General features: G+C 61.7%; 22 protein-coding genes. 9 read left to right on the top strand and 13 right to left on the bottom strand.

Features of this window, described 5'->3' with window-relative positions; genetic code table 11:
- Window positions 1-466: GNAT family N-acetyltransferase (locus WA157_RS07170; protein WP_422620296.1), on the top strand; the 466-nt coding region annotated here is incomplete at its 5' end.
- Here the strand turns inward: WA157_RS07170 and WA157_RS07165 are convergent.
- Both WA157_RS07165 and WA157_RS07160 read right to left on the bottom strand, forming a co-directional pair.
- Window positions 459-671 carry a DUF2788 domain-containing protein gene (locus tag WA157_RS07165; RefSeq protein ID WP_011462343.1) on the bottom strand — a complete coding sequence of 71 codons (213 nt, stop codon included), beginning with the start codon at window positions 669-671 and terminating at the stop codon, window positions 459-461. The two genes, WA157_RS07170 and WA157_RS07165, sit on opposite strands and share 8 nt — an antisense overlap.
- Window positions 671-1,522 carry a DUF2189 domain-containing protein gene (locus WA157_RS07160; protein ID WP_422620295.1) on the bottom strand — a complete coding sequence of 284 codons (852 nt, stop codon included), beginning with the start codon at window positions 1,520-1,522 and terminating at the stop codon, window positions 671-673. Before WA157_RS07160 ends, WA157_RS07165 begins: the two co-directional genes overlap by 1 nt.
- Window positions 1,523-1,614: 92 nt before the next feature.
- On the opposite strand from WA157_RS07160, the gene WA157_RS07155 reads away from it, so the two are divergent.
- On the top strand, window positions 1,615-1,980 hold the full coding sequence (locus WA157_RS07155) for a glutaredoxin domain-containing protein (protein WP_422620294.1): 366 nt from the start codon (window positions 1,615-1,617) through the stop codon (window positions 1,978-1,980).
- A gap of 74 nt (window positions 1,981-2,054) precedes the next feature.
- Here the strand turns inward: WA157_RS07155 and WA157_RS07150 are convergent, their stop codons facing one another.
- Complete coding sequence (locus tag WA157_RS07150; RefSeq protein WP_422620293.1) at window positions 2,055-2,600, bottom strand: Spy/CpxP family protein refolding chaperone; 546 nt, start codon at window positions 2,598-2,600, stop codon at window positions 2,055-2,057.
- Between the two features lie 185 nt (window positions 2,601-2,785).
- Here WA157_RS07150 and WA157_RS07145 point away from each other — a divergent pair, with 185 nt between their 5' ends.
- The 6 genes from WA157_RS07145 (at window position 2,786) to WA157_RS07120 (ending at window position 8,658) form a co-directional block, all read left to right on the top strand.
- Entirely contained in the window at window positions 2,786-3,682 is an 897-nt protein-coding gene (locus WA157_RS07145; RefSeq protein ID WP_422620292.1) for a recombination-associated protein RdgC, read from the top strand.
- Between the two features lie 121 nt (window positions 3,683-3,803).
- Window positions 3,804-4,424, top strand: coding sequence for a TetR/AcrR family transcriptional regulator (locus WA157_RS07140; protein WP_422620291.1), 621 nt, complete (start codon window positions 3,804-3,806; stop codon window positions 4,422-4,424).
- A 102-nt stretch (window positions 4,425-4,526) separates the two neighbouring features.
- Entirely contained in the window at window positions 4,527-5,687 is a 1,161-nt protein-coding gene (locus WA157_RS07135) for an iron-containing alcohol dehydrogenase (protein WP_422620290.1), read from the top strand.
- Between the two features lie 39 nt (window positions 5,688-5,726).
- Complete coding sequence (locus WA157_RS07130; RefSeq protein ID WP_422620289.1) at window positions 5,727-6,761, top strand: NADP-dependent oxidoreductase; 1,035 nt, start codon at window positions 5,727-5,729, stop codon at window positions 6,759-6,761.
- Window positions 6,762-6,815: 54 nt separating this feature from the next.
- Window positions 6,816-7,508 (top strand): type 1 glutamine amidotransferase domain-containing protein, encoded by a 693-nt coding sequence (locus tag WA157_RS07125; protein WP_422620288.1) that lies wholly within the window; start codon window positions 6,816-6,818, stop codon window positions 7,506-7,508.
- A gap of 73 nt (window positions 7,509-7,581) precedes the next feature.
- On the top strand, window positions 7,582-8,658 hold the full coding sequence (locus WA157_RS07120; protein ID WP_422620287.1) for an AI-2E family transporter: 1,077 nt from the start codon (window positions 7,582-7,584) through the stop codon (window positions 8,656-8,658).
- Between the two features lie 49 nt (window positions 8,659-8,707).
- Here WA157_RS07120 and WA157_RS07115 read toward each other — a convergent pair whose 3' ends face one another.
- The 4 genes from WA157_RS07115 to WA157_RS07100 form a co-directional block, all read right to left on the bottom strand.
- Window positions 8,708-8,905: a YgaP family membrane protein gene (locus WA157_RS07115; RefSeq protein ID WP_422620286.1), complete on the bottom strand. Its 198-nt coding sequence runs from the start codon at window positions 8,903-8,905 to the stop codon at window positions 8,708-8,710.
- Window positions 8,906-9,001: 96 nt separating this feature from the next.
- Window positions 9,002-9,649, bottom strand: coding sequence for a Crp/Fnr family transcriptional regulator (locus tag WA157_RS07110; RefSeq protein WP_422620285.1), 648 nt, complete (start codon window positions 9,647-9,649; stop codon window positions 9,002-9,004).
- Between the two features lie 104 nt (window positions 9,650-9,753).
- Window positions 9,754-10,209 (bottom strand): Cu(I)-responsive transcriptional regulator, encoded by a 456-nt coding sequence (gene cueR, locus WA157_RS07105; protein ID WP_422620284.1) that lies wholly within the window; start codon window positions 10,207-10,209, stop codon window positions 9,754-9,756.
- Complete coding sequence (locus tag WA157_RS07100) at window positions 10,206-10,403, bottom strand: heavy-metal-associated domain-containing protein (protein WP_041789950.1); 198 nt, start codon at window positions 10,401-10,403, stop codon at window positions 10,206-10,208. The genes cueR and WA157_RS07100 overlap by 4 nt, the downstream gene beginning before the upstream one ends.
- 116 nt (window positions 10,404-10,519) lie before the next feature.
- On the opposite strand from WA157_RS07100, the gene WA157_RS07095 reads away from it, so the two are divergent.
- Entirely contained in the window at window positions 10,520-12,796 is a 2,277-nt protein-coding gene (locus WA157_RS07095) for a heavy metal translocating P-type ATPase (RefSeq protein WP_422620283.1), read from the top strand.
- A gap of 5 nt (window positions 12,797-12,801) precedes the next feature.
- Here the strand turns inward: WA157_RS07095 and WA157_RS07090 are convergent, their stop codons facing one another.
- From WA157_RS07090 to WA157_RS07065, 6 genes are read right to left on the bottom strand one after another with little or no spacing between them, the layout of a single operon-like run.
- Window positions 12,802-13,755 carry an HsdM family class I SAM-dependent methyltransferase gene (locus WA157_RS07090; RefSeq protein ID WP_422620282.1) on the bottom strand — a complete coding sequence of 318 codons (954 nt, stop codon included), beginning with the start codon at window positions 13,753-13,755 and terminating at the stop codon, window positions 12,802-12,804.
- A gap of 48 nt (window positions 13,756-13,803) precedes the next feature.
- The gene (locus WA157_RS07085; RefSeq protein WP_422620281.1) at window positions 13,804-14,280 is read right to left on the bottom strand and encodes a helix-turn-helix domain-containing protein; all 477 of its coding nucleotides are present in this window, start codon (window positions 14,278-14,280) and stop codon (window positions 13,804-13,806) included.
- A gap of 12 nt (window positions 14,281-14,292) precedes the next feature.
- Entirely contained in the window at window positions 14,293-14,769 is a 477-nt protein-coding gene (locus WA157_RS07080; RefSeq protein WP_422620280.1) for a hypothetical protein, read from the bottom strand.
- A 17-nt stretch (window positions 14,770-14,786) separates the two neighbouring features.
- Window positions 14,787-15,119: a hypothetical protein gene (locus WA157_RS07075; protein ID WP_422620279.1), complete on the bottom strand. Its 333-nt coding sequence runs from the start codon at window positions 15,117-15,119 to the stop codon at window positions 14,787-14,789.
- A gap of 6 nt (window positions 15,120-15,125) precedes the next feature.
- A complete protein-coding gene (locus WA157_RS07070) occupies window positions 15,126-16,544 on the bottom strand; it encodes an ATP-binding protein (RefSeq protein ID WP_422620278.1) in 1,419 nt (472 codons plus the stop codon).
- Window positions 16,541-16,684, bottom strand: coding sequence for a hypothetical protein (locus tag WA157_RS07065; RefSeq protein WP_422620277.1), 144 nt, complete (start codon window positions 16,682-16,684; stop codon window positions 16,541-16,543). Before WA157_RS07065 ends, WA157_RS07070 begins: the two co-directional genes overlap by 4 nt.
- Window positions 16,685-16,707: the final 23 nt, after the last annotated feature.

The raw sequence follows: 16,707 nt of genomic DNA, 5'->3' as shown, positions 1-16,707 counted from the left end.
GATTCGGCCTGAGGACGAGGCTTTGCACATGGCGTTTTTGCAGCAACTGGACCCGGAAGACGTTCGTATGCGGGTTTTTTACACCCGGCGCAACATCGAACGCTCCGAGCTCGCGCGTCTGGTGCAAATCGACTATGCGCGTGAAATGGCCTTTGTGGCGCAAGCCACCGGGCCGGATGGTCAGTTGCAGACCCTGGGCGTGGCGCGCGCCATGGCCGACCCCGACAACGTGGACGCCGAGTTTGGTGTGATCGTGCGTTCAGACCTCAAAGGCACGGGTCTGGGGCGCTTGCTGATGGAAAAGCTGGTTGCCTACCTGCGTGCCCAGGGCACCCAGCGGCTGGTGGCCACCGTGCTGGATTACAACGAGCGCATGCTGAAATTGGCCAGGGACATGGGTTTCCAGGAAGACCCGACGAGCAAAAATGGCGAAGGCACGAAAGACATTTTTCTGTCGCTCACTTGATACCGATCGCCCACTGGATCAAGTACTTCGCCACAAAACCGGTCATGCCGAAGGCCAGACCCAGAAATATGACAAAAGTACCAAATTTGCCCGCTTTGGATTCCCAGGCCAGATGGCCGATGATGAACAACATGTAGAGCATGAAGCCGCCCACGCCAAAGCTCAAGCCGAAAGCAGCGATTTGTTCTTCCGAATAGCCGAACATCAACTGGCCTCCTGGTCCGGTACGTCGCGCGGCGGCAGGCCGGAGGCGTCCACCAGATCGCGGTAAGCGTGCCAACTCGCATGACCCAGCAGCGGCATCACCAGCACCAGCCCCATCAGAGCAGTCGCCATGCCCAGCAGGGTCAAAGCCATGATCAGCGCGGCCCAGAAAGCCATCGGCAAGGGATTAGCCAGCACGGCTCGCCAACTGGTCAGCACCGCCTGCAGCAGGCCAAGCCGCCGATCCAGCAGCAGGGGGATGGTAATGACTGTCGAGGCAAAAATAGGTCCTGCCAGCACGCCGCCCAGCACCAGCCACAACTCAAACAGAAAACCACTGTCGGCCAACATCACATGCTGGACAAAGTCGACCGGGTTATTGATGGGCAGCGGCGCCAACAAGGTGATGAGAGCCGCCGAGGTCAGCACCCAGCCGGTGCCCGCCAAGGCCAGCAGGGCGCCGAACTGCACCAGGCACCAGTAGTCGTTGCCCCATTTGTTGAAATGGTTGTTTTGCCAGTTCAGCCAGGTTTTTAACACCACGCGGGCATCGGCTATTTCGCCGCGCTCCAGCGCGCGGCTCAAGGCGTACAGGCTGGTCGCCAGCACCGGTGCCACCACCAGGAAACCCGAGATCGCCCCGGCCAGCAGCCAAAAACGGTTGTACGTGATGGCCACGATGACAGCCCCCGCCAAGGCCAGCGCCAGACCGTGGGCCAAGCTGATCCAGCCACAGCGGACCAGGTCGCGCCAGCCGAGCCGCAGCCAGTGCAGGGGCCGGGTCAGGGGTATGCTGCGCACGGCGGGCATTGCAAAGGCGGGGGCAGCCGCTGGTGAAGTTGATAGGTGCATGAGTTCTGGCGGTTTGTTGCGTGCGCGCGGTCGGTGCCGACGGTGGAGATGGGCCAAGCATAATGCCAGTTTTGCTGCTCCAGGAGATTGCCATGCCGCGCCCGATACTTGCCGAATCCAACATTCACCCCGCCATTCGGGACAAGATTGCCACGCACGAACAAGGCATTGTGCGTGAGGTGCAGGCGGCGGTGGCCAAGCACGCCGTTGTGGTGGTGGGCATGGGCCTGAACCCGTTTCCCAAAAAGGCGCGCAAGGCACTGGACGCCGCCGGTGTCGCGCATCACTACCTTGAATACGGCAATTATTTCAGCAACTGGCGCCAACGCAACGCGCTCAAGCTGTGGACGGGTTGGCCTACCCTGCCGATGGTGTTCGTCAAGGGGATGCTGGTCGGCGGCGCCAGTGATCTGCAAAAACTAATTGACAGTGGCGAGCTGAAAAAGCTGTTGGGCTGACGCAAAAAAAAGGGGCCGGCGTCCGCTGCACGCGAATATCGGCCCGGGCTTACTGCGCCAGGGTATTGGCGGCCTTATTGCTTGGGTGCAACCGCGCCCATTTGGCCCATGTGACCCCCCTTGCGACCGACCGCGCCAAAGTGTCGCATGGTGCTGGCGTCAAACACTTTTTGCTGCTCGGGCGTCAGCACAGCATAGAAGGCTTTGGTGGCGTCCCCACGCTGGGCCATGGCGGCAGTCATGTCGGCCATGCGCTGAGTGTGCAAGGCCGTCATTTTGTCGATGCGCTCAGGGGTAGGCAGCTTGACGAGTTCGGCGTGATCCGGGCGATTCGCCAGCATGGCAGCCGGTGGCTTCATGGCAGCGGTAAAGCTTGTCCACGCAGCCTCCTGCGCCGGAGTGAGCTTGAGTTGTGCCTTGAGGGCGGCACTGCGCTGGTCCATCCTGGCCTGCATTTTGGCGGGGTCAAATTTACCCATGCGCTCGTGGTGCATGCCGCCATACATGGCGCCTTGGCCCATCATGCAGTCCTGGCCGGCGCCCGGAACTTGTGAGAAAGCGGCAAATCCAGCCGTGGCCAACAGGCTGGCGATCAGAACAGGTTTGAAAAATGATTTCATGGTGTTTCCTTAAAGGTAAGTCTGACAGGCAGAACTTGCACATCAGCTTGGACCAAGTTTCTACCCCCGGTGTGTCGGCTGCATGAGGCCGGACAGAGGTTTTGTAAAGTTAAGTTACACAGTTGATACGTCATTTGATGGGATGATCAACGCCTTAGGAACTGAATTTTTTTGAAAGAGTGCAAGTGTTCAAGAACATCATCGTGTATCGAATTGGGGCCGGTTGGTCGGCAACCGTGGCGCAAATGGAGGAGGGTCTTGAAGCCGACCGTTTTGTCGAATGTGGCGCGTCCCAGGAAAAATCCGTCGGATGGATCGAGCCCCGCGGCGAGGCGCATGGTCCGCTGGTGGAGGCTGTGGGCGGTCAATTGATCCTCAAACTGATGGTGGAGACCCGCGCCCTGCCGGGCTCGGTGGTCGCGCGCAAGGTCAAGGAACGGGTGGCGCAGATCGAGGCCAGCACCGGGCGCAAACCGGGCAAGAAGGAAACCCGCGACCTCAAGGATGACGTCCGGCTGGAACTCTTGCCGATGGCATTTACCAAGCAGGGCACGGTTCTCATCTGGCTTGATCCGCAGGCGCGCTGGCTGGTGATTGACGCGTCCAGCCAGGCACGGGCCGATGAAGTGGTGACGCTACTGGTTAAGTCACTCACCGGGCTGGCGGTGACGCTGCTCAACACGCAGGTCTCGCCCACGGCCGCCATGTCCGAGTGGTTGGTCAGCCAGGAGCCGCCTGCGGGCTTCACGGTGGACCGCGAATGCGAGCTCAAGGCCGCGGATGAATCCAAATCGGTGGTGCGCTATGCGCGCCACCCGCTGGACAATGAAGAAGTCAAGCAGCACGTCGTGGGCGGCAAACTGCCGACCCGCTTGGCGCTGACCTGGGACAGCCGCGTGTCGTTTGTCTTGACCGAGGGCTTGCAGCTCAAGAAGCTGACGTTTCTGGAGGTTGTGTTTGAAGGCGCCGCGGCTGGCAAGGACGATGGCTTTGACGCCGACACGGCCATCGCCACCGGTGAACTGCGCAGACTCCTGCCCGATCTGCTGCAGGCGCTGGGCGGCGAGGTGGCGCTGGCCTGACCCGGCGCTGAGAAAGACCGCTCCCAGTGAACGCCGGTGAAAACCCGGCGTTCACTGGGGATGTTTGGGCTGAAACGGGCAGTACGCTAGACGACCGGTCTACTTGTGACATAATCACGCCATGCTTATTGATCAATCCGGCGCCAAACACCACATCCTCGATTGCGGCGAGCGCCTGATCGCGAGCAAAGGGTTTGTCGGCGTCGGGCTGGCCGAGATCCTGAGCGTCGCCGGTGTACCCAAGGGTTCTTTTTATCATTATTTCGGTTCGAAAGAGCGCTTTGGCGAAGAGTTGCTGGCTCGCTACCTGGACCAGTACCTGAGCCGCCTCGACGCCTTGCTCAAGGCAGATGGAACACCGGCGCGGGCACGTCTGATGCGTTATTGGTCTTACTGGAACGTCACGCAATGCGGTATCGCAGCGGACGGCTGCAGCGAGCCCCAAGCGGGCGCCAAGTGCCTGATCGTCAAGCTCAGCGCCGAGGTGGCCGACATCTCGGAGACCATGCGCCTGACCTTGCGCGACGGCACCGACCGGGTCGTGCAGCGCATTGCCCAGTGCCTGGAAGAAGCCCGCTTTGATGGCTCCGTGCCGCCCACCCTGGTGGCCGACGCGACCGCCCTGACGTTGTACGAGCTTTGGCTCGGTGCCAGCCTGCTGGCCAAGCTGCGCCGCGATGGCAGCCCGTTTGAGCACGCCCTGCGCAGCACCGAATTGCTGCTCGGTTCACCCCGCATTTGAGGACACAGTTAAACCGGATTTTTTTCTTTCAATTTACTAGCCGACCGGTCTACTTCAACTGCTTGTTGACCTCAAGCCCACAGCCCCACGACAAGGATTGCCATGCTGAATTTTGATTTCTATAACCCGACCCAGATTGTTTTCGGCAAAGACCGAATCGCCGATCTCGCCAAACTGGTGCCCGCCGAAGCCAGGGTCCTGATTCTGGTGGGAGGCGCCAGCGCCGAAAAAACAGGGACACTGGCCGAGGTGCGTCAGGCCCTGGGCACACGCCAGCACGAAACCTTCAGTGGCATTGAGCCCAATCCCGGCTTTGACACCTCGATGCAGGCCGTGCAAAAAGTGCGGGAGGGTGGCTTTGACTTTTTGCTGGCCGTGGGCGGCGGCTCGGTGATCGATGCCGCCAAATTCATCGCAGCGGCCGTGCCGTTTGAGGGCGATGCGTGGGACATCCTGCTTCAGGGCGGGCGCAACATCAAGACCGCCCTGCCGTTTGGCGCGGTGCTGACCCTGCCCGCCACCGGCTCGGAGATGAACAACGGGTCCGTGATCACCCGGCGTGACCTCAAAGCCAAGTTGCCGTTTCGCAGCCGCCACCTGTTCCCCCGGTTCTCGGTACTGGACCCGACCAAGACCTACACCCTGCCGCCACAGCAGCTGGCCAACGGCGTTGTTGATGCCTTTGTGCATACGGTGGAGCAATACCTGACTTACCCGGTGAATGCGCCGCTGCAAGACCGCTTTGCCGAGAGCCTGCTGCAAACGCTGGTTGACATTGGGCCCCGCCTGCTGGCGGCGCCCGAGCCCGACTACGACGACCGCGCCAGCCTGATGTGGGCGGCCACTCTCGCGCTGAACGGCTTGATTGGCGCCGGTGTGCCGCAGGACTGGGCCACCCACATGATGGGTCACGAGCTGACCGCGCTGCACAACATCGACCACGCCCGCACGTTGGCGATCGTTTTGCCGGCCATGCTGAACGAGCGCCGCGTGCAAAAACGCGCCAAGCTGTTGCAGTACGGCGAGCGGGTATGGGGCATTCGCAATGGCAGCGATGACGAGCGCATCACGGCCGCCATCGATCAAACCCGCGACTTCTTCGAGCGCATGGGCATTCCCACCCGTCTGAGCGCCTATGGACTCGGCGCTGAGGCCATTGACGTGGTGATGCGCCAACTCGAAGCACACGGCATGACCCAGCTCGGTGAACACCGTGACGTGACACCGGCGGTCAGCCGGCGCGTGCTGGAAGCCGCGCTCTGAAGCTCCCGCCACCTTCCATTTTTTTTGAAAGCCAATCACATGACACAAACCACCACTTTGAATCGCCAGGTCCAACTGGCCTCGCGCCCGGTCGGTACGCCCACCGCCGCCAACTTTCACCTGGCGACCACGGCCGTGCCCGTGGCCGGACCGGGCCAGTTGCTGCTGCGCACCGTGTATCTGTCGCTCGACCCCTATATGCGGGGCCGCATGAGCGACGCCGCCAGCTACGCCGCCTCGGTCGCCGTCGGCGCCACCATGGTCGGGGCGACGGTGTGCCGCGTACAAAGCAGTCAGCACGCCGGTTTTGCGGTCGGCGACTGGGTACTGGCCTACACCGGCTGGCAAGACTACGCGCTGTCCGATGGCACCGGCCTGACCAAGCTGGACTCAGGCCTGGCACGCCCCTCCTACGCCCTGGGTGTGCTGGGCATGCCCGGCTTCACCGCCTACATGGGGCTTCTAGACATTGGCGCGCCCAAGGCCGGTGAAACGGTGGTGGTGGCCGCGGCCACCGGCGCTGTCGGCTCCGTGGTCGGGCAGATCGCCAAGCTCAAGGGCTGCCGCGTGGTGGGTATTGCCGGGGGTGCTGACAAGTGCCGCTCAGCCGTGCAAGAACTGGGCTTTGACGCCTGTGTCGACCACCACAGCCCCGATCTGGCGGCCTTGCTGGCAGCGGCCTGCCCCAAGGGCATCGACGTGTATTTTGAAAACGTCGGTGGCAAGGTGTTCGACGCCGTGCTGCCACTGCTCAACACCGCGGCCCGTGTACCGGTGTGCGGCCTGATTGCGCAGTACAACGCCACCGCGCTGCCCGAAGGTCCGGACCGCAGCCCGCTGCTGATGCGTACCCTGCTGACCAAGCGCATCCGCATGCAGGGTTTCATCATCTTTGACGACTACGGTCATCGCTACCCCGAGTTCGCCAAAGACATGAGCCAGTGGCTCGCCAACGGGCAGATCAAGTTCCGCGAAGACATCACAGGCGGCCTGGAGAACGCGCCGCAGGCCTTCATCGGCTTGCTCGAAGGCAAGAACTTCGGCAAGCTGATCGTGCGCGTCGCCAACGACTGAGCGGCGCCCTCCTTGATTCAATAAACACCTCACCCCAACATTGAAGGAAGTGAAATGAAAAAAATTCTCATGGTCTTGACCTCGCACAGCCAACTCGGCAACACCGGTGCCAAAACCGGCTTCTGGCTGGAGGAGTTCGCCGCGCCTTATTACGTATTCAAGGACGCGGGCGCCGCCATCACACTGGCCTCTCCGCTGGGTGGCCAGCCGCCGCTTGACCCCAAGAGTGATGAAGCGGCCTCGCAGACTGAAGCCACGCGCCGCTTCAAGGCAGACCCCGCCGCCCAGGCGCTGCTGGCCAGCACGCATCCGCTGCGCGAGTTATCGGCGGCTGATTTCGACGCCGTGTTTTACCCCGGCGGTCATGGTCCGCTATGGGATCTGGCCGAAAACTACTACTCCATCGCGCTCATCGAAGCCACGCTGGCGGCCGGCAAACCGGTCGCCGCCGTCTGCCACGCGAGCGCCGTGTTGCGACACCCCAAAGCGGCTGACGGCCTGCCGGTGGTGCACGGCAAGTCCGTGACAGGCTTTACCAACACCGAGGAAGCGGCTGTCGGGCTGACCCAAGTGGTGCCGTTTCTGGTGGAAGACATGCTCAAGGCAAACGGGGGCAACTATTCGAAAGGGGCCGACTGGCAAGCCTTCGTGGTCACCGACGGCCTGCTGATCACTGGGCAAAACCCGGCGTCGTCCGAACCCGCTGCCAAGGCATTGCTGGAAAAGCTCAGTCAGGTTTCCAGTTAAGGGCACAAGCAACAGCCAGCGTGACGCTGCTACGATGGCTGTCGCCGCTCCCGGCGTGCTCCCGAGATACCCGATGAACCCCTCTGACAATCCAGTGTCTGCCTCGTTCAAAAACCAGGCGCTTTTGCCCTTGATGGTCGCCGTCTCCATCGCACTGGGGTGGATCTTGCTGCCGTTCTACGGCACCATCATGTGGGGCGCCATCATCGCGCTGCTGTTCACGCCGGTGTACCGGCGGCTGTTGGCGCGGCTCAAATGGCGGCGCACGCCAGCCGCGCTGCTGACGCTCCTGCTCGTGCTGCTGCTCCTTATTCTGCCGTTTGCGCTGCTGACCGCCGCGCTGGCGCGCGAAGCCGCCCTGGTCTATCAGCACCTGCAGTCGGGTGAGCTCAATCCATCGCTTTACTTCCAGGGTCTGTTCGACGCCCTGCCGGACTGGCTGACGGCGCTGTTGGACAGTTTCGGGCTGGTCAACTTCGCCGCCCTGCAACGTCGCCTGATCGCCGCGCTGGCGCAAGGCAGCCAGTTCCTCGCCACGCAAGCGATGGGCATCGGCCAGATCACGTTTGAATTCGTGACCAGCCTTTTCATCACCTTGTACCTGGCGTTCTTTCTGATCCGGGATGGCGACAGTGTGGCACGCGCCCTGCGCCACGCGGTCCCGCTGGCACCCGAGCATAAAAAGGAATTGATCAGCAAGTTCACCACCGTGATCCGGGCTACGGTCAAAGGCAATTTGCTGGTGGCCGTCATTCAGGGTGCACTCGGCGGCATCGCGTTCTGGTTTCTGGGCGTCGGCGGCGCCTTGTTATGGGCTGTGCTGATGGCGTTTCTGTCGCTGCTACCGGCAGTTGGCGCCGGACTGGTGTGGTTGCCCGTGGCAATTTACTTCTTCGTCACCGGTGCCATCTGGCAAGGCGTTGCGCTGTGCGCCTGGGGCGTGCTGGTGATCGGACTGATCGACAACCTGCTGCGGCCCATTCTGGTCGGCAAGGACACACGCATGCCGGACTACGTGGTGATGATCACCACGCTGGGCGGCATGGTGGTGTTTGGCATCAACGGTTTTGTCATCGGCCCGGCGATTGCGGCGATGTTTATCGCGGTCTGGGACATTTACGTGACGACACGGATCGATCCCGCGCCCTGATGGCTTCGGCACCGGGCATACCGTCCGGCCCGGCTCGGTGACCCCAACGTCAGCTTTTGCTGTTCATCGAGCAGGAATTGATGCCCAACATGGTGTACAGCGGACACCAGCCAATCAGACCGGTGGCCAGTGGCACCACGCCTATCCAGCCCCAGGCGCCAATGGTGCCGGTCAGTGTCAGGCCAATCAGCGCCAAACCCGCGACGATGCGCAAGATGCGGTCAATGCCGCCTTCGTTTGTTTTCATGAGGAACTCCTGTCAGGGTTTGAGAAGGCTGGATTAGGCACCTGGTCAGCGTCTGTGTCTGTGACAAAAGTCACGCAACCTGCCGGTAGACGACGTTCAGTTGCCCAGCGCACGCAGGGCGGCGCCATCCACGATCTGAATCTGCTCGCGCCCCAGCGTCACCCAGCCCTCGCGCTCAAAGCGACGCAGCAAGCGGGTCACGATCTCGCGCACGGTGCCCAGTTCATCGGCCAGCATCTGGTGCGTGACCTTGCGCTGCTGGCCGTGGCCCAGCAGCGCGGCGGCGAGGCGCCGGTCAAGCTTGTGAAACGCCACCGCGTCAATCAAACTGGTGAGGTCCGCCATGCGCTCGGCAAACAGGCCCAGCACTTCGTTGCGAAAAGCCGGGGTTTCGAGCCAGCGCCGAAAAATGTCGGGCGCAATCAGCATCAGGGTGCTGGCTTTGGTGGTGATGCCGTCGGCTGACAGGGGTTGTGAGCGAAACAGGCAGCTCGACGACACCAGGCACAACTCGCCCGGCACGACCCGGTACAGTTCCAGCGCGCGGCCGTCACCCGAACTGCGCGAGACCTTGATCTCGCCGCCCAGCACCAGCGGAAAGCCCCGGCAGGGCGTGTTTTCACTGAATAAAACGGTGCCGGCCGGCACGCTCACGGGCGCCACGCCCGGGCCCAACTCGGCCAGGGTCGGCTGCACTTGCGCCAGCGCGGGATAGAGTTCTATCGGTCGCAGGGCGGCGGCCATCATCGCGTTTGCGGCTGTGCTGGCTTGCGGCTGACAGAGCATATGTTCATGATAAAAAGTGGCCTTAGCCCCCCGTGAAATATGGACAATACGCTATAAAAATACTAGCAACAAGTGCCCGCCAGATCGTCCAGTATCGGGCAATCGGGTCGCTCATCACCCTGGCAGTGGTCCAGCAGGGCGGTCAGGGTTCGCTGCATCGCCTGCATGGCTTCGATGCGGTGCGCCAGCTCGTTCACATGCTTCTGGGCAATGCGCTTGACGCTGGCGCTGGCGCGTTGGCGGTTACGCCACAGGCCCACCAGTTCGGCAATTTCGGCCATCGAAAACCCCAAATCGCGCCCGCGCTTGATGAACTGCAGGGTGCGCACGTCGGCCGCGTTGTATTGCCGGTAACCGCTGTCAGTACGCGCCACCGGGGCCAGCAAGCCGAGCGATTCATAGTGCCGCACCATCTTGGCCGACACATTGGACAGGCGCGCCGCGACGCCAATGGCGACCGGCCAAAGCGTGCCCTCCAGCGTGGCGGCCTCGATCGGCGCCGGGAGGGTCATCTTCATGCGGCGACGGTGTAGCCTTCTTCGGCAATGGCTTGGGCCAGCAACTCGCGCGGCTGTTCTGACTGCACGTCGACCTTGTTGGCGGCGCGGTCGATGCTGACCTCGGCTTGCGGGTCAGCCTGTTTCACGGCACGGGTGACGGCTTTTTCGCAGTGGCCGCAGGTCATGCCGGTAACCGTAAATGTTTGCTTCATGGAAAGACTCCTTTAAATGGTAAAGAGCATATCCTGAACCTTGCCACCATGGGAAGGTCAAATGATGCATTTCAGGACTTGACCTTGCCATGATGGGAAGGATTACGCTTGGACTTATGAATACTGCTGCAGCCCCCGCGATCTCCCCTGGTTCATTGGACATAGGCATTGGCGGCATGACCTGCGCCTCCTGCGTAGGCCGGGTCGAGCGCGCCCTGAAAAAAGTGCCTGGCGTGCAAAGTGTGGCGGTCAATCTGGCCACCGAATCGGCGCGCATAGCCTACGCGCCGACCGAGCAAATGGAGGCGCGCCTGCGCCGGGCGGTGCGTGATGCGGGTTACGAGCCGCTGGCGGCGGACGCCACCATCGACGCGCCCGATGCCTCGCCCTGGGCGGGTTTCATGCCGGTGGCGATTGGCCTGGCGCTGTCAGCGCCGCTGGTGCTGCCGATGCTGAGTAACCTGGTGGGCTGGCACTGGATGCTGCCGACCTGGCTGCAGTTTGCGCTGGCCACACCGGTGCAATTCATTCTCGGTGCGCGTTTTTACAAGGCCGGCTGGCACGCGCTGAAAAATCTGGCTGGCAACATGGACTTGCTGGTGGCCCTGGGCACCACGGCGGGCTGGCTACTGTCGATGTGGCTGTGGCTGAACGCCGCGCCTGGGGTCATGGCGCACCTGTATTTTGAAGGCTCGGCCGTGGTGATCACCATGGTGCTGCTGGGCAAATGGTTAGAGGCCCGCGCCAAGCGGCAAACCACCTCGGCGATTCGGGCGCTGCATGGCCTGCGCCCGGCCACCGCGCATTTGATCGGCCTCGACGGCGAAGTGGATGTGCCGGTGGCCGAGGTGCTGGTGGGCGACCGGCTGGTGGTCAAACCCGGCGAGCGCCTGCCGGTGGACGGCCTGCTGCAAGAGGGTCAAACCCAGGTTGATGAATCGATGCTGACCGGCGAGCCGCTGCCCATCGTCAAAGACCCCGGCGCGGCGCTCACTGGCGGCTCCATCAACGGTGACGGCCGCATCGTGATGCAGGTCAAGGCGGTCGGCAGCGAGACGGTGTTGGCCCACATCATCCGCCTGGTCGAAGACGCGCAGGCCGCCAAAGCGCCGATTCAGCGCCTGGTCGACCAGGTCAGTGCGGTGTTTGTGCCGGTGGTGCTGGGTATTGCCCTGATCACCCTGCTGGGCTGGTGGCTGAGCGGCCACCCGTTTGAAGTGGCCGTGATCAACGCCGTGACGGTGCTGGTGATTGCCTGCCCCTGCGCGCTCGGGCTGGCCACGCCGGCCGCGATCATGGCGGGCACCGGTGTCGCGGCCAAGTACGGCATTTTGATCAAGGACGCGCAGGCGCTGGAACTGGCACACAAGGTGGACGTGGTGGTGTTTGACAAGACCGGCACCCTGACCGTGGGCCAGCCGCGTTTGACGGCATTTCAAGCCGTGGCGGGTGGTGATGAAGTCACACTGCTGACCGCTGCGGCCAGCCTGCAAAGCGGCAGCGAACACCCGCTGGCGCGCGCCGTGGTGGTGGCGGCCAGCGAGCGCGGCCTGGCCATCCATCCGCCCGTGAATGTGCGGGCCGTGCCGGGGCGCGGCACCGAGGGCGAGCTGCGCGCAACAGATGGCAACGAGGCAGCGCAACCGAGCTACCTGATCGGCAGCCTGCGCTGGATGGACGAACTGGGGGTGGACTGGGGCGCACTGGCAGCGCCCGCCGCTACGCTGCAGGGCAGCGGTGCCACCGTGTCGCTACTGGCGCGGCGCCGAGCTGTTGCCGACGCGGAAAGTACCGAACGTATTGATGTGCTGGCGCTGCTGGCGTTTGCCGATGAACCCAAACCCGGCGCCCAGGCCGCCGTGGCCGCTTTGCGCGCGCGCTCGATCAAGACCGTGATGATCTCCGGCGACAACCAGGGCGCCGCTGAGGCGATGGCGCGGCGTCTGGGCTTTCGCCCTGAGAGTGGCGAAGTGCGCGCCGAGGTGCTGCCCGGCGACAAAGCCGCGCAGGTGCTGGCGCTCAAGAACGGGGGCCATACCGTGGCCATGGTCGGTGACGGCATCAACGACGCGCCCGCCTTGACCGCCGCCGATGTCGGCATGGCGATGGCCAACGCGGGCGGCGGCGGCTCGGATGTGGCCATGCACGCCGCCGGCATCACGCTGATGCGCGGCGACCCAGGCCTGGTGGCGGCCGCGCTGGACATCTCCGACCGCACCGTGGCCAAAATCCGGCAAAACCTGTTCTGGGCCTTTGCCTACAACGTGGCCGGCATTCCGCTGGCGGCGCTGGGCTTTCTGAACCCCGTGGTGGCCGGGGCGGCGATGGCGATGAGCTCGGTCAGTGTGATGAGCAATGCGCTGTTGCTGAAGCGCTGGAAGCCGAAGGAATAGCGTTGTCAGGCCAACTGCTCGGACTCGGCCGCCAAGTCGCCCGCAATCAGCCGGAACTGCTCCAGCGCCGCTTCCAGATCGTCCACGATTTCCTGCGCAATCACGTCGGGTGGCGGCAGGTTGTCGCTCTCAAGCAGTGAATCGTCCTTGAGCCAGAAGATGTCCAGACTGGCCTTGTCGCGGGCGATCAGGTCGGCGTAGTCGTAGACGCGCCAGCGCCCATCCGGGCTCGTGCCTGCCGCGGCATTGACCTCGGCGCTCCACGTTGCCTTGCGATCATGCCGATTGGCCGGGTTGTACAGCTTGACGAACTCTTCCAGATGCTCGCGCCGGAGCGGATTGGTCTTGAGTGTGAAGTGCTGGTTGGTACGCAGGTCGTAAATCCACAGCTTCTTGGTCCATGGCGTCTCAGACGCGGGCTTGCGTTCAAAAAACACCACATTGGCTTTGACGCCCTGGGCGTAGAACAGGCCGGTGGGCAGGCGTAAGAGCGTGTGCACATCGCACTCGTGCAGCAGCTTCTTGCGGATGGTCTCGCCCGCGCCGCCTTCAAACAGCACATTGTCTGGCAGCACCACCGCCGCGCGGCCATGCTGCTTAAGCAGGGTTTTGATGTGCTGCACAAAGTTGAGCTGTTTGTTGGACGTGGTGGCCCAGAAATCGTCACGCTCAATGACATCTTTTTCGGTGCTCACTTTGCCTTCAGCCCCGGTGATCATGGTGCTGCTCTTCTTGCCAAAGGGCGGGTTGGCCAGCACCACGTCAAAGCGTTCGCCCGGGTCGGCCGCCAACGCGTCGGCCACCACGATGGGCACCGATTTGTCGGAACCAATGCCGTGCAGCATCATGTTCATGGCGGCCAGGCGCGCCGTGCTTTGCACCAGTTCCCAGCCGCGCAGGGCGGACTCTTTCAGGTGTTTTTTCTGCGCGCGCGTGAGATTCGGGTTGTGCTGCGCCACAAAGTCACGGAAACACCGTCAAACGTGTACTCCAAAAGCTGCAAGGGGCTAAGCTGCACAGGCCATCTCCTGATACATGTACTCGTGATTCGATGAATCCAGCTGCGCACCAATCAGCAAAACCTCCTGGGCACCACTGAACTGGCTTGCCATCGGCTTCATGGTTTTGCGGCTCATCCACTGAGCGAGGTCCGGTTCATCACGCATTTCAAGCGTCAGCGTTGCTTGTGCCTCCCAGGGCTGCGCGGGTGCCGATGCTGCCGACTCGCGAAACACCGTGTCAAAGGTGTAGCCCAACGCCCGTGTGATTGCCGCAATGGTTTGCACCGTCAGGTTCTCGCGCCCAGACAACACCTGCGTCACACGCGCACGGCTCCAGCCCAAGGCACGCGCAAGCTCCGCGCGCGACTTGCCTGCATGGTGCAGCAGAAGCACCAAGTCAGCCGCGACATCAACAGATTTCAGCTCTTCAGCCAACCCGTCATGCGCGGCAATCAAGTCACCAAAAAGAGGTTTGTGTTCCATAGTCATCTCACTTCATTTAACCCACTGAATACCGGCTTCAGATCGGGATGCTTCCAAAAAGTCAATCACCGCTTGCTTGGCAATATTTTTCTCTTTTGCAGAGAGCTTGTCCGTGCGTTTGGGCAATGTATGCGCCAGCAGCACCACCTTGTCTACAGCGTAATAAAACAAAATCCGAATATCGCCATGCCGGTACCGCCACACCGTCTCATCGCGTTTGGTCAGTTCACAATAAAACGGTTCAAACGCTTCATGCACCGTCTTCTTGTCCAGCAGTTGGCCAAACGGCTTGCCCATTTGCGCCAGCTTGAGCAGATATTTGAGCCCTGCCAATGCCTGGCGCTGATCACTTTTATCCATGCCCTGAACTACTTCGAACACCGCCGCCGAACTTCTTTGCTTTGGGTCACTGCACGGCGATGCCACCTTGAACCTGCCCTGCGCTGGCAACACCCCTTGCTCGAAGTCATCTACCGTGATTTCGGTCAAATAGTGTATTTGTTTAGTTATAGCTTAACATTTTTAGATGAATTGGACCTGAGGGTTGCCCCTAATGGCCCCATCATCCACGCCGACGCTGTCGGGCGCGCGGCATCTGGCACGCCCTTCCACACCAAGCGGGCGGGCTTTTCGGCCACGCCCAAAACAATGGTGCCGCCCTGGGTGTTGGCCACACCACCGCGCGCCGATTGGAATTCGGTATCGACGCGCTCGGTGCTGGATTGCAGGGCGGAGAAAAGATCATTTGGCTTTGCCTTTAACAACTTAACTTGTTGATTTTCAACGTATTTTTCAGCAACGGGCCGACAAATCCGGTTTGCGTTTAAGCACTCTTGCAAACCCCATTAGGCCCAAAATGGCAAATACCGCGCATAGCGGGTCGAGGTAGTCTCCGATTCATCGGCTTTGATTAGACCGGCCTCTTTTGCCGCGCCAATCACCTGGGACGTGACCACCGTTTTGTCCTCACCCAGCCCAAACCGCAGCCGCAGGGATTGGTTGGACATGCGCTGATTGGTCACGTACATCAGGCAGCAATGCTGATAACAGGCGCGAACACGGTCACCCTTGCTCATGTCCGCAAAATCCTGATGCGCAAACAGCAGTGCCGTAGTGCGCATCTCACCCACCCGGAAGTCAGGCGCCGGGAGCTGGTACACCTCGGCGGCATGAATCACTTTATCCACCCCGCTGCCCTTTTCCTCACAAATGCCAAGTCTGCGCATGAGGTCAGCCAGTCGCTCGTTGCGCGAGCGATATTCATCAATAAAACGCTCCACTTTGATGGGCGGCGTGCCGGGGTTGGAAATTTCCACACGATCCGAGTACAACTCAATCATCACAGACGCACCGGATGCCAAAAAGTCCTGATGCACCAAGGCATTGGCAATCAACTCACGCAGCGCCTGCTTGGGGAACATCTTTACTTCCTCTCGCACCGCCTGCTCGACAAAGCGATTTTGCGGTGCCGCCGAGTGCACAAAGTCCACCAAGCTGCCAAACCCGACCGCGTAACCACGCAACCCGGGCTTGTCGTCTTTGGTGTTGAGCTTGTTGGTGCCCTCGTAGATGATCACTCGCGCCGCCTTGCGCGCCAACGCGGGCGAAAACGCGTCCAGCCGTTTGGCCAACAAAATGGCCGCCATGTTGGAGATGGCCCACCCAGACTCACTGGGCACAATCAGCGCCTCTGCCTGCAAGCGTGCCAGCACCGCATCACGCGTCGTGGGATACGGCAACTTCAACAACTCAAAATAAGTTTGCGTGTCCAGCAACGCTATGACGTCGTCCGCGCTGGCATCCACCTTGGCAGACTGCACAAACCAGTCAGGCTGCCCCTCGGAAAAAATGCGTCGTAAGTAGTCAGGGGTCATTGGCACCAAGTCTTCCCCAGCACGCATCAGGTACGCGCCTTCAAAATCCAGCGGCTGACCCACGGGACGTGTTGGCACTTCAAACACTAAAACGCGTCCATCGGGATGCATCAGCTCTGTCGCATCCACCCGAATGCGCAACTTCTCAACGATGTAGGCCTTGATTTTGTTGAGGTCCGTCAGCGCAGCAAAGGCTTGCGTACCGACCACGCGACGCGGTGGCTTGTCGGACACACCCAACACGATATGCCCACCGCCCTCATTGGCCAACGCCACACAGTAGCGTAAAAGCTTGGTGGTGTCGTACTGCTGCTTGGCCTCCTTGAATTCGAGATGCTCATGCTCGGCGGGAGCGACAAGCCAGCGGGCGAGGGTTGCAAGGTCAGTCATGGCTCTTCAGTCGTATAAGGAACATAGAAAACAATGGTGCCGCCCTGGGTGTTGGCCACACCACCGCGCGCCGATTTGAATTCGGTGTCGATGTCCTCGGTGCTGGACTGGAGGGCGGGGAAAAGGTCAAGTTGGCGCATGGGGTCTGTTGGTTGGTTGATTG

This window comes from Rhodoferax ferrireducens, from assembly GCF_049302455.1.
GTDB classification, from domain to species: Bacteria; Pseudomonadota; Gammaproteobacteria; order Burkholderiales; family Burkholderiaceae_C; genus Rhodoferax; species Rhodoferax ferrireducens_B.
The sequence above is the reverse complement of the archived record's forward strand: the minus strand, read 5'-3'. Positions and strand labels throughout refer to the sequence as shown.

Excerpts from the sequence above, each read along its gene's own strand:
- WA157_RS07165 (WP_011462343.1), bottom strand. The coding sequence starts at position 671 with ATGTTCGGCTATTCGGAAGAACAAATCGCTGCTTTCGGCTTGAGCTTT.
- WA157_RS07160 (WP_422620295.1), bottom strand. The coding sequence starts at position 1,522 with ATGCACCTATCAACTTCACCAGCGGCTGCCCCCGCCTTTGCAATGCCC.
- WA157_RS07155 (WP_422620294.1), top strand. The coding sequence starts at position 1,615 with ATGCCGCGCCCGATACTTGCCGAATCCAACATTCACCCCGCCATTCGG.
- WA157_RS07150 (WP_422620293.1), bottom strand. The coding sequence starts at position 2,600 with ATGAAATCATTTTTCAAACCTGTTCTGATCGCCAGCCTGTTGGCCACG.
- WA157_RS07140 (WP_422620291.1), top strand. The coding sequence starts at position 3,804 with ATGCTTATTGATCAATCCGGCGCCAAACACCACATCCTCGATTGCGGC.
- WA157_RS07135 (WP_422620290.1), top strand. The coding sequence starts at position 4,527 with ATGCTGAATTTTGATTTCTATAACCCGACCCAGATTGTTTTCGGCAAA.
- WA157_RS07130 (WP_422620289.1), top strand. The coding sequence starts at position 5,727 with ATGACACAAACCACCACTTTGAATCGCCAGGTCCAACTGGCCTCGCGC.
- WA157_RS07125 (WP_422620288.1), top strand. The coding sequence starts at position 6,816 with ATGAAAAAAATTCTCATGGTCTTGACCTCGCACAGCCAACTCGGCAAC.
- WA157_RS07120 (WP_422620287.1), top strand. The coding sequence starts at position 7,582 with ATGAACCCCTCTGACAATCCAGTGTCTGCCTCGTTCAAAAACCAGGCG.
- WA157_RS07115 (WP_422620286.1), bottom strand. The coding sequence starts at position 8,905 with ATGAAAACAAACGAAGGCGGCATTGACCGCATCTTGCGCATCGTCGCG.
- WA157_RS07110 (WP_422620285.1), bottom strand. The coding sequence starts at position 9,649 with ATGGCCGCCGCCCTGCGACCGATAGAACTCTATCCCGCGCTGGCGCAA.
- cueR (WP_422620284.1), bottom strand. The coding sequence starts at position 10,209 with ATGAAGATGACCCTCCCGGCGCCGATCGAGGCCGCCACGCTGGAGGGC.
- WA157_RS07100 (WP_041789950.1), bottom strand. The coding sequence starts at position 10,403 with ATGAAGCAAACATTTACGGTTACCGGCATGACCTGCGGCCACTGCGAA.
- WA157_RS07095 (WP_422620283.1), top strand. The coding sequence starts at position 10,520 with ATGAATACTGCTGCAGCCCCCGCGATCTCCCCTGGTTCATTGGACATA.
- WA157_RS07085 (WP_422620281.1), bottom strand. The coding sequence starts at position 14,280 with ATGGAACACAAACCTCTTTTTGGTGACTTGATTGCCGCGCATGACGGG.
- WA157_RS07070 (WP_422620278.1), bottom strand. The coding sequence starts at position 16,544 with ATGACTGACCTTGCAACCCTCGCCCGCTGGCTTGTCGCTCCCGCCGAG.
- WA157_RS07065 (WP_422620277.1), bottom strand. The coding sequence starts at position 16,684 with ATGCGCCAACTTGACCTTTTCCCCGCCCTCCAGTCCAGCACCGAGGAC.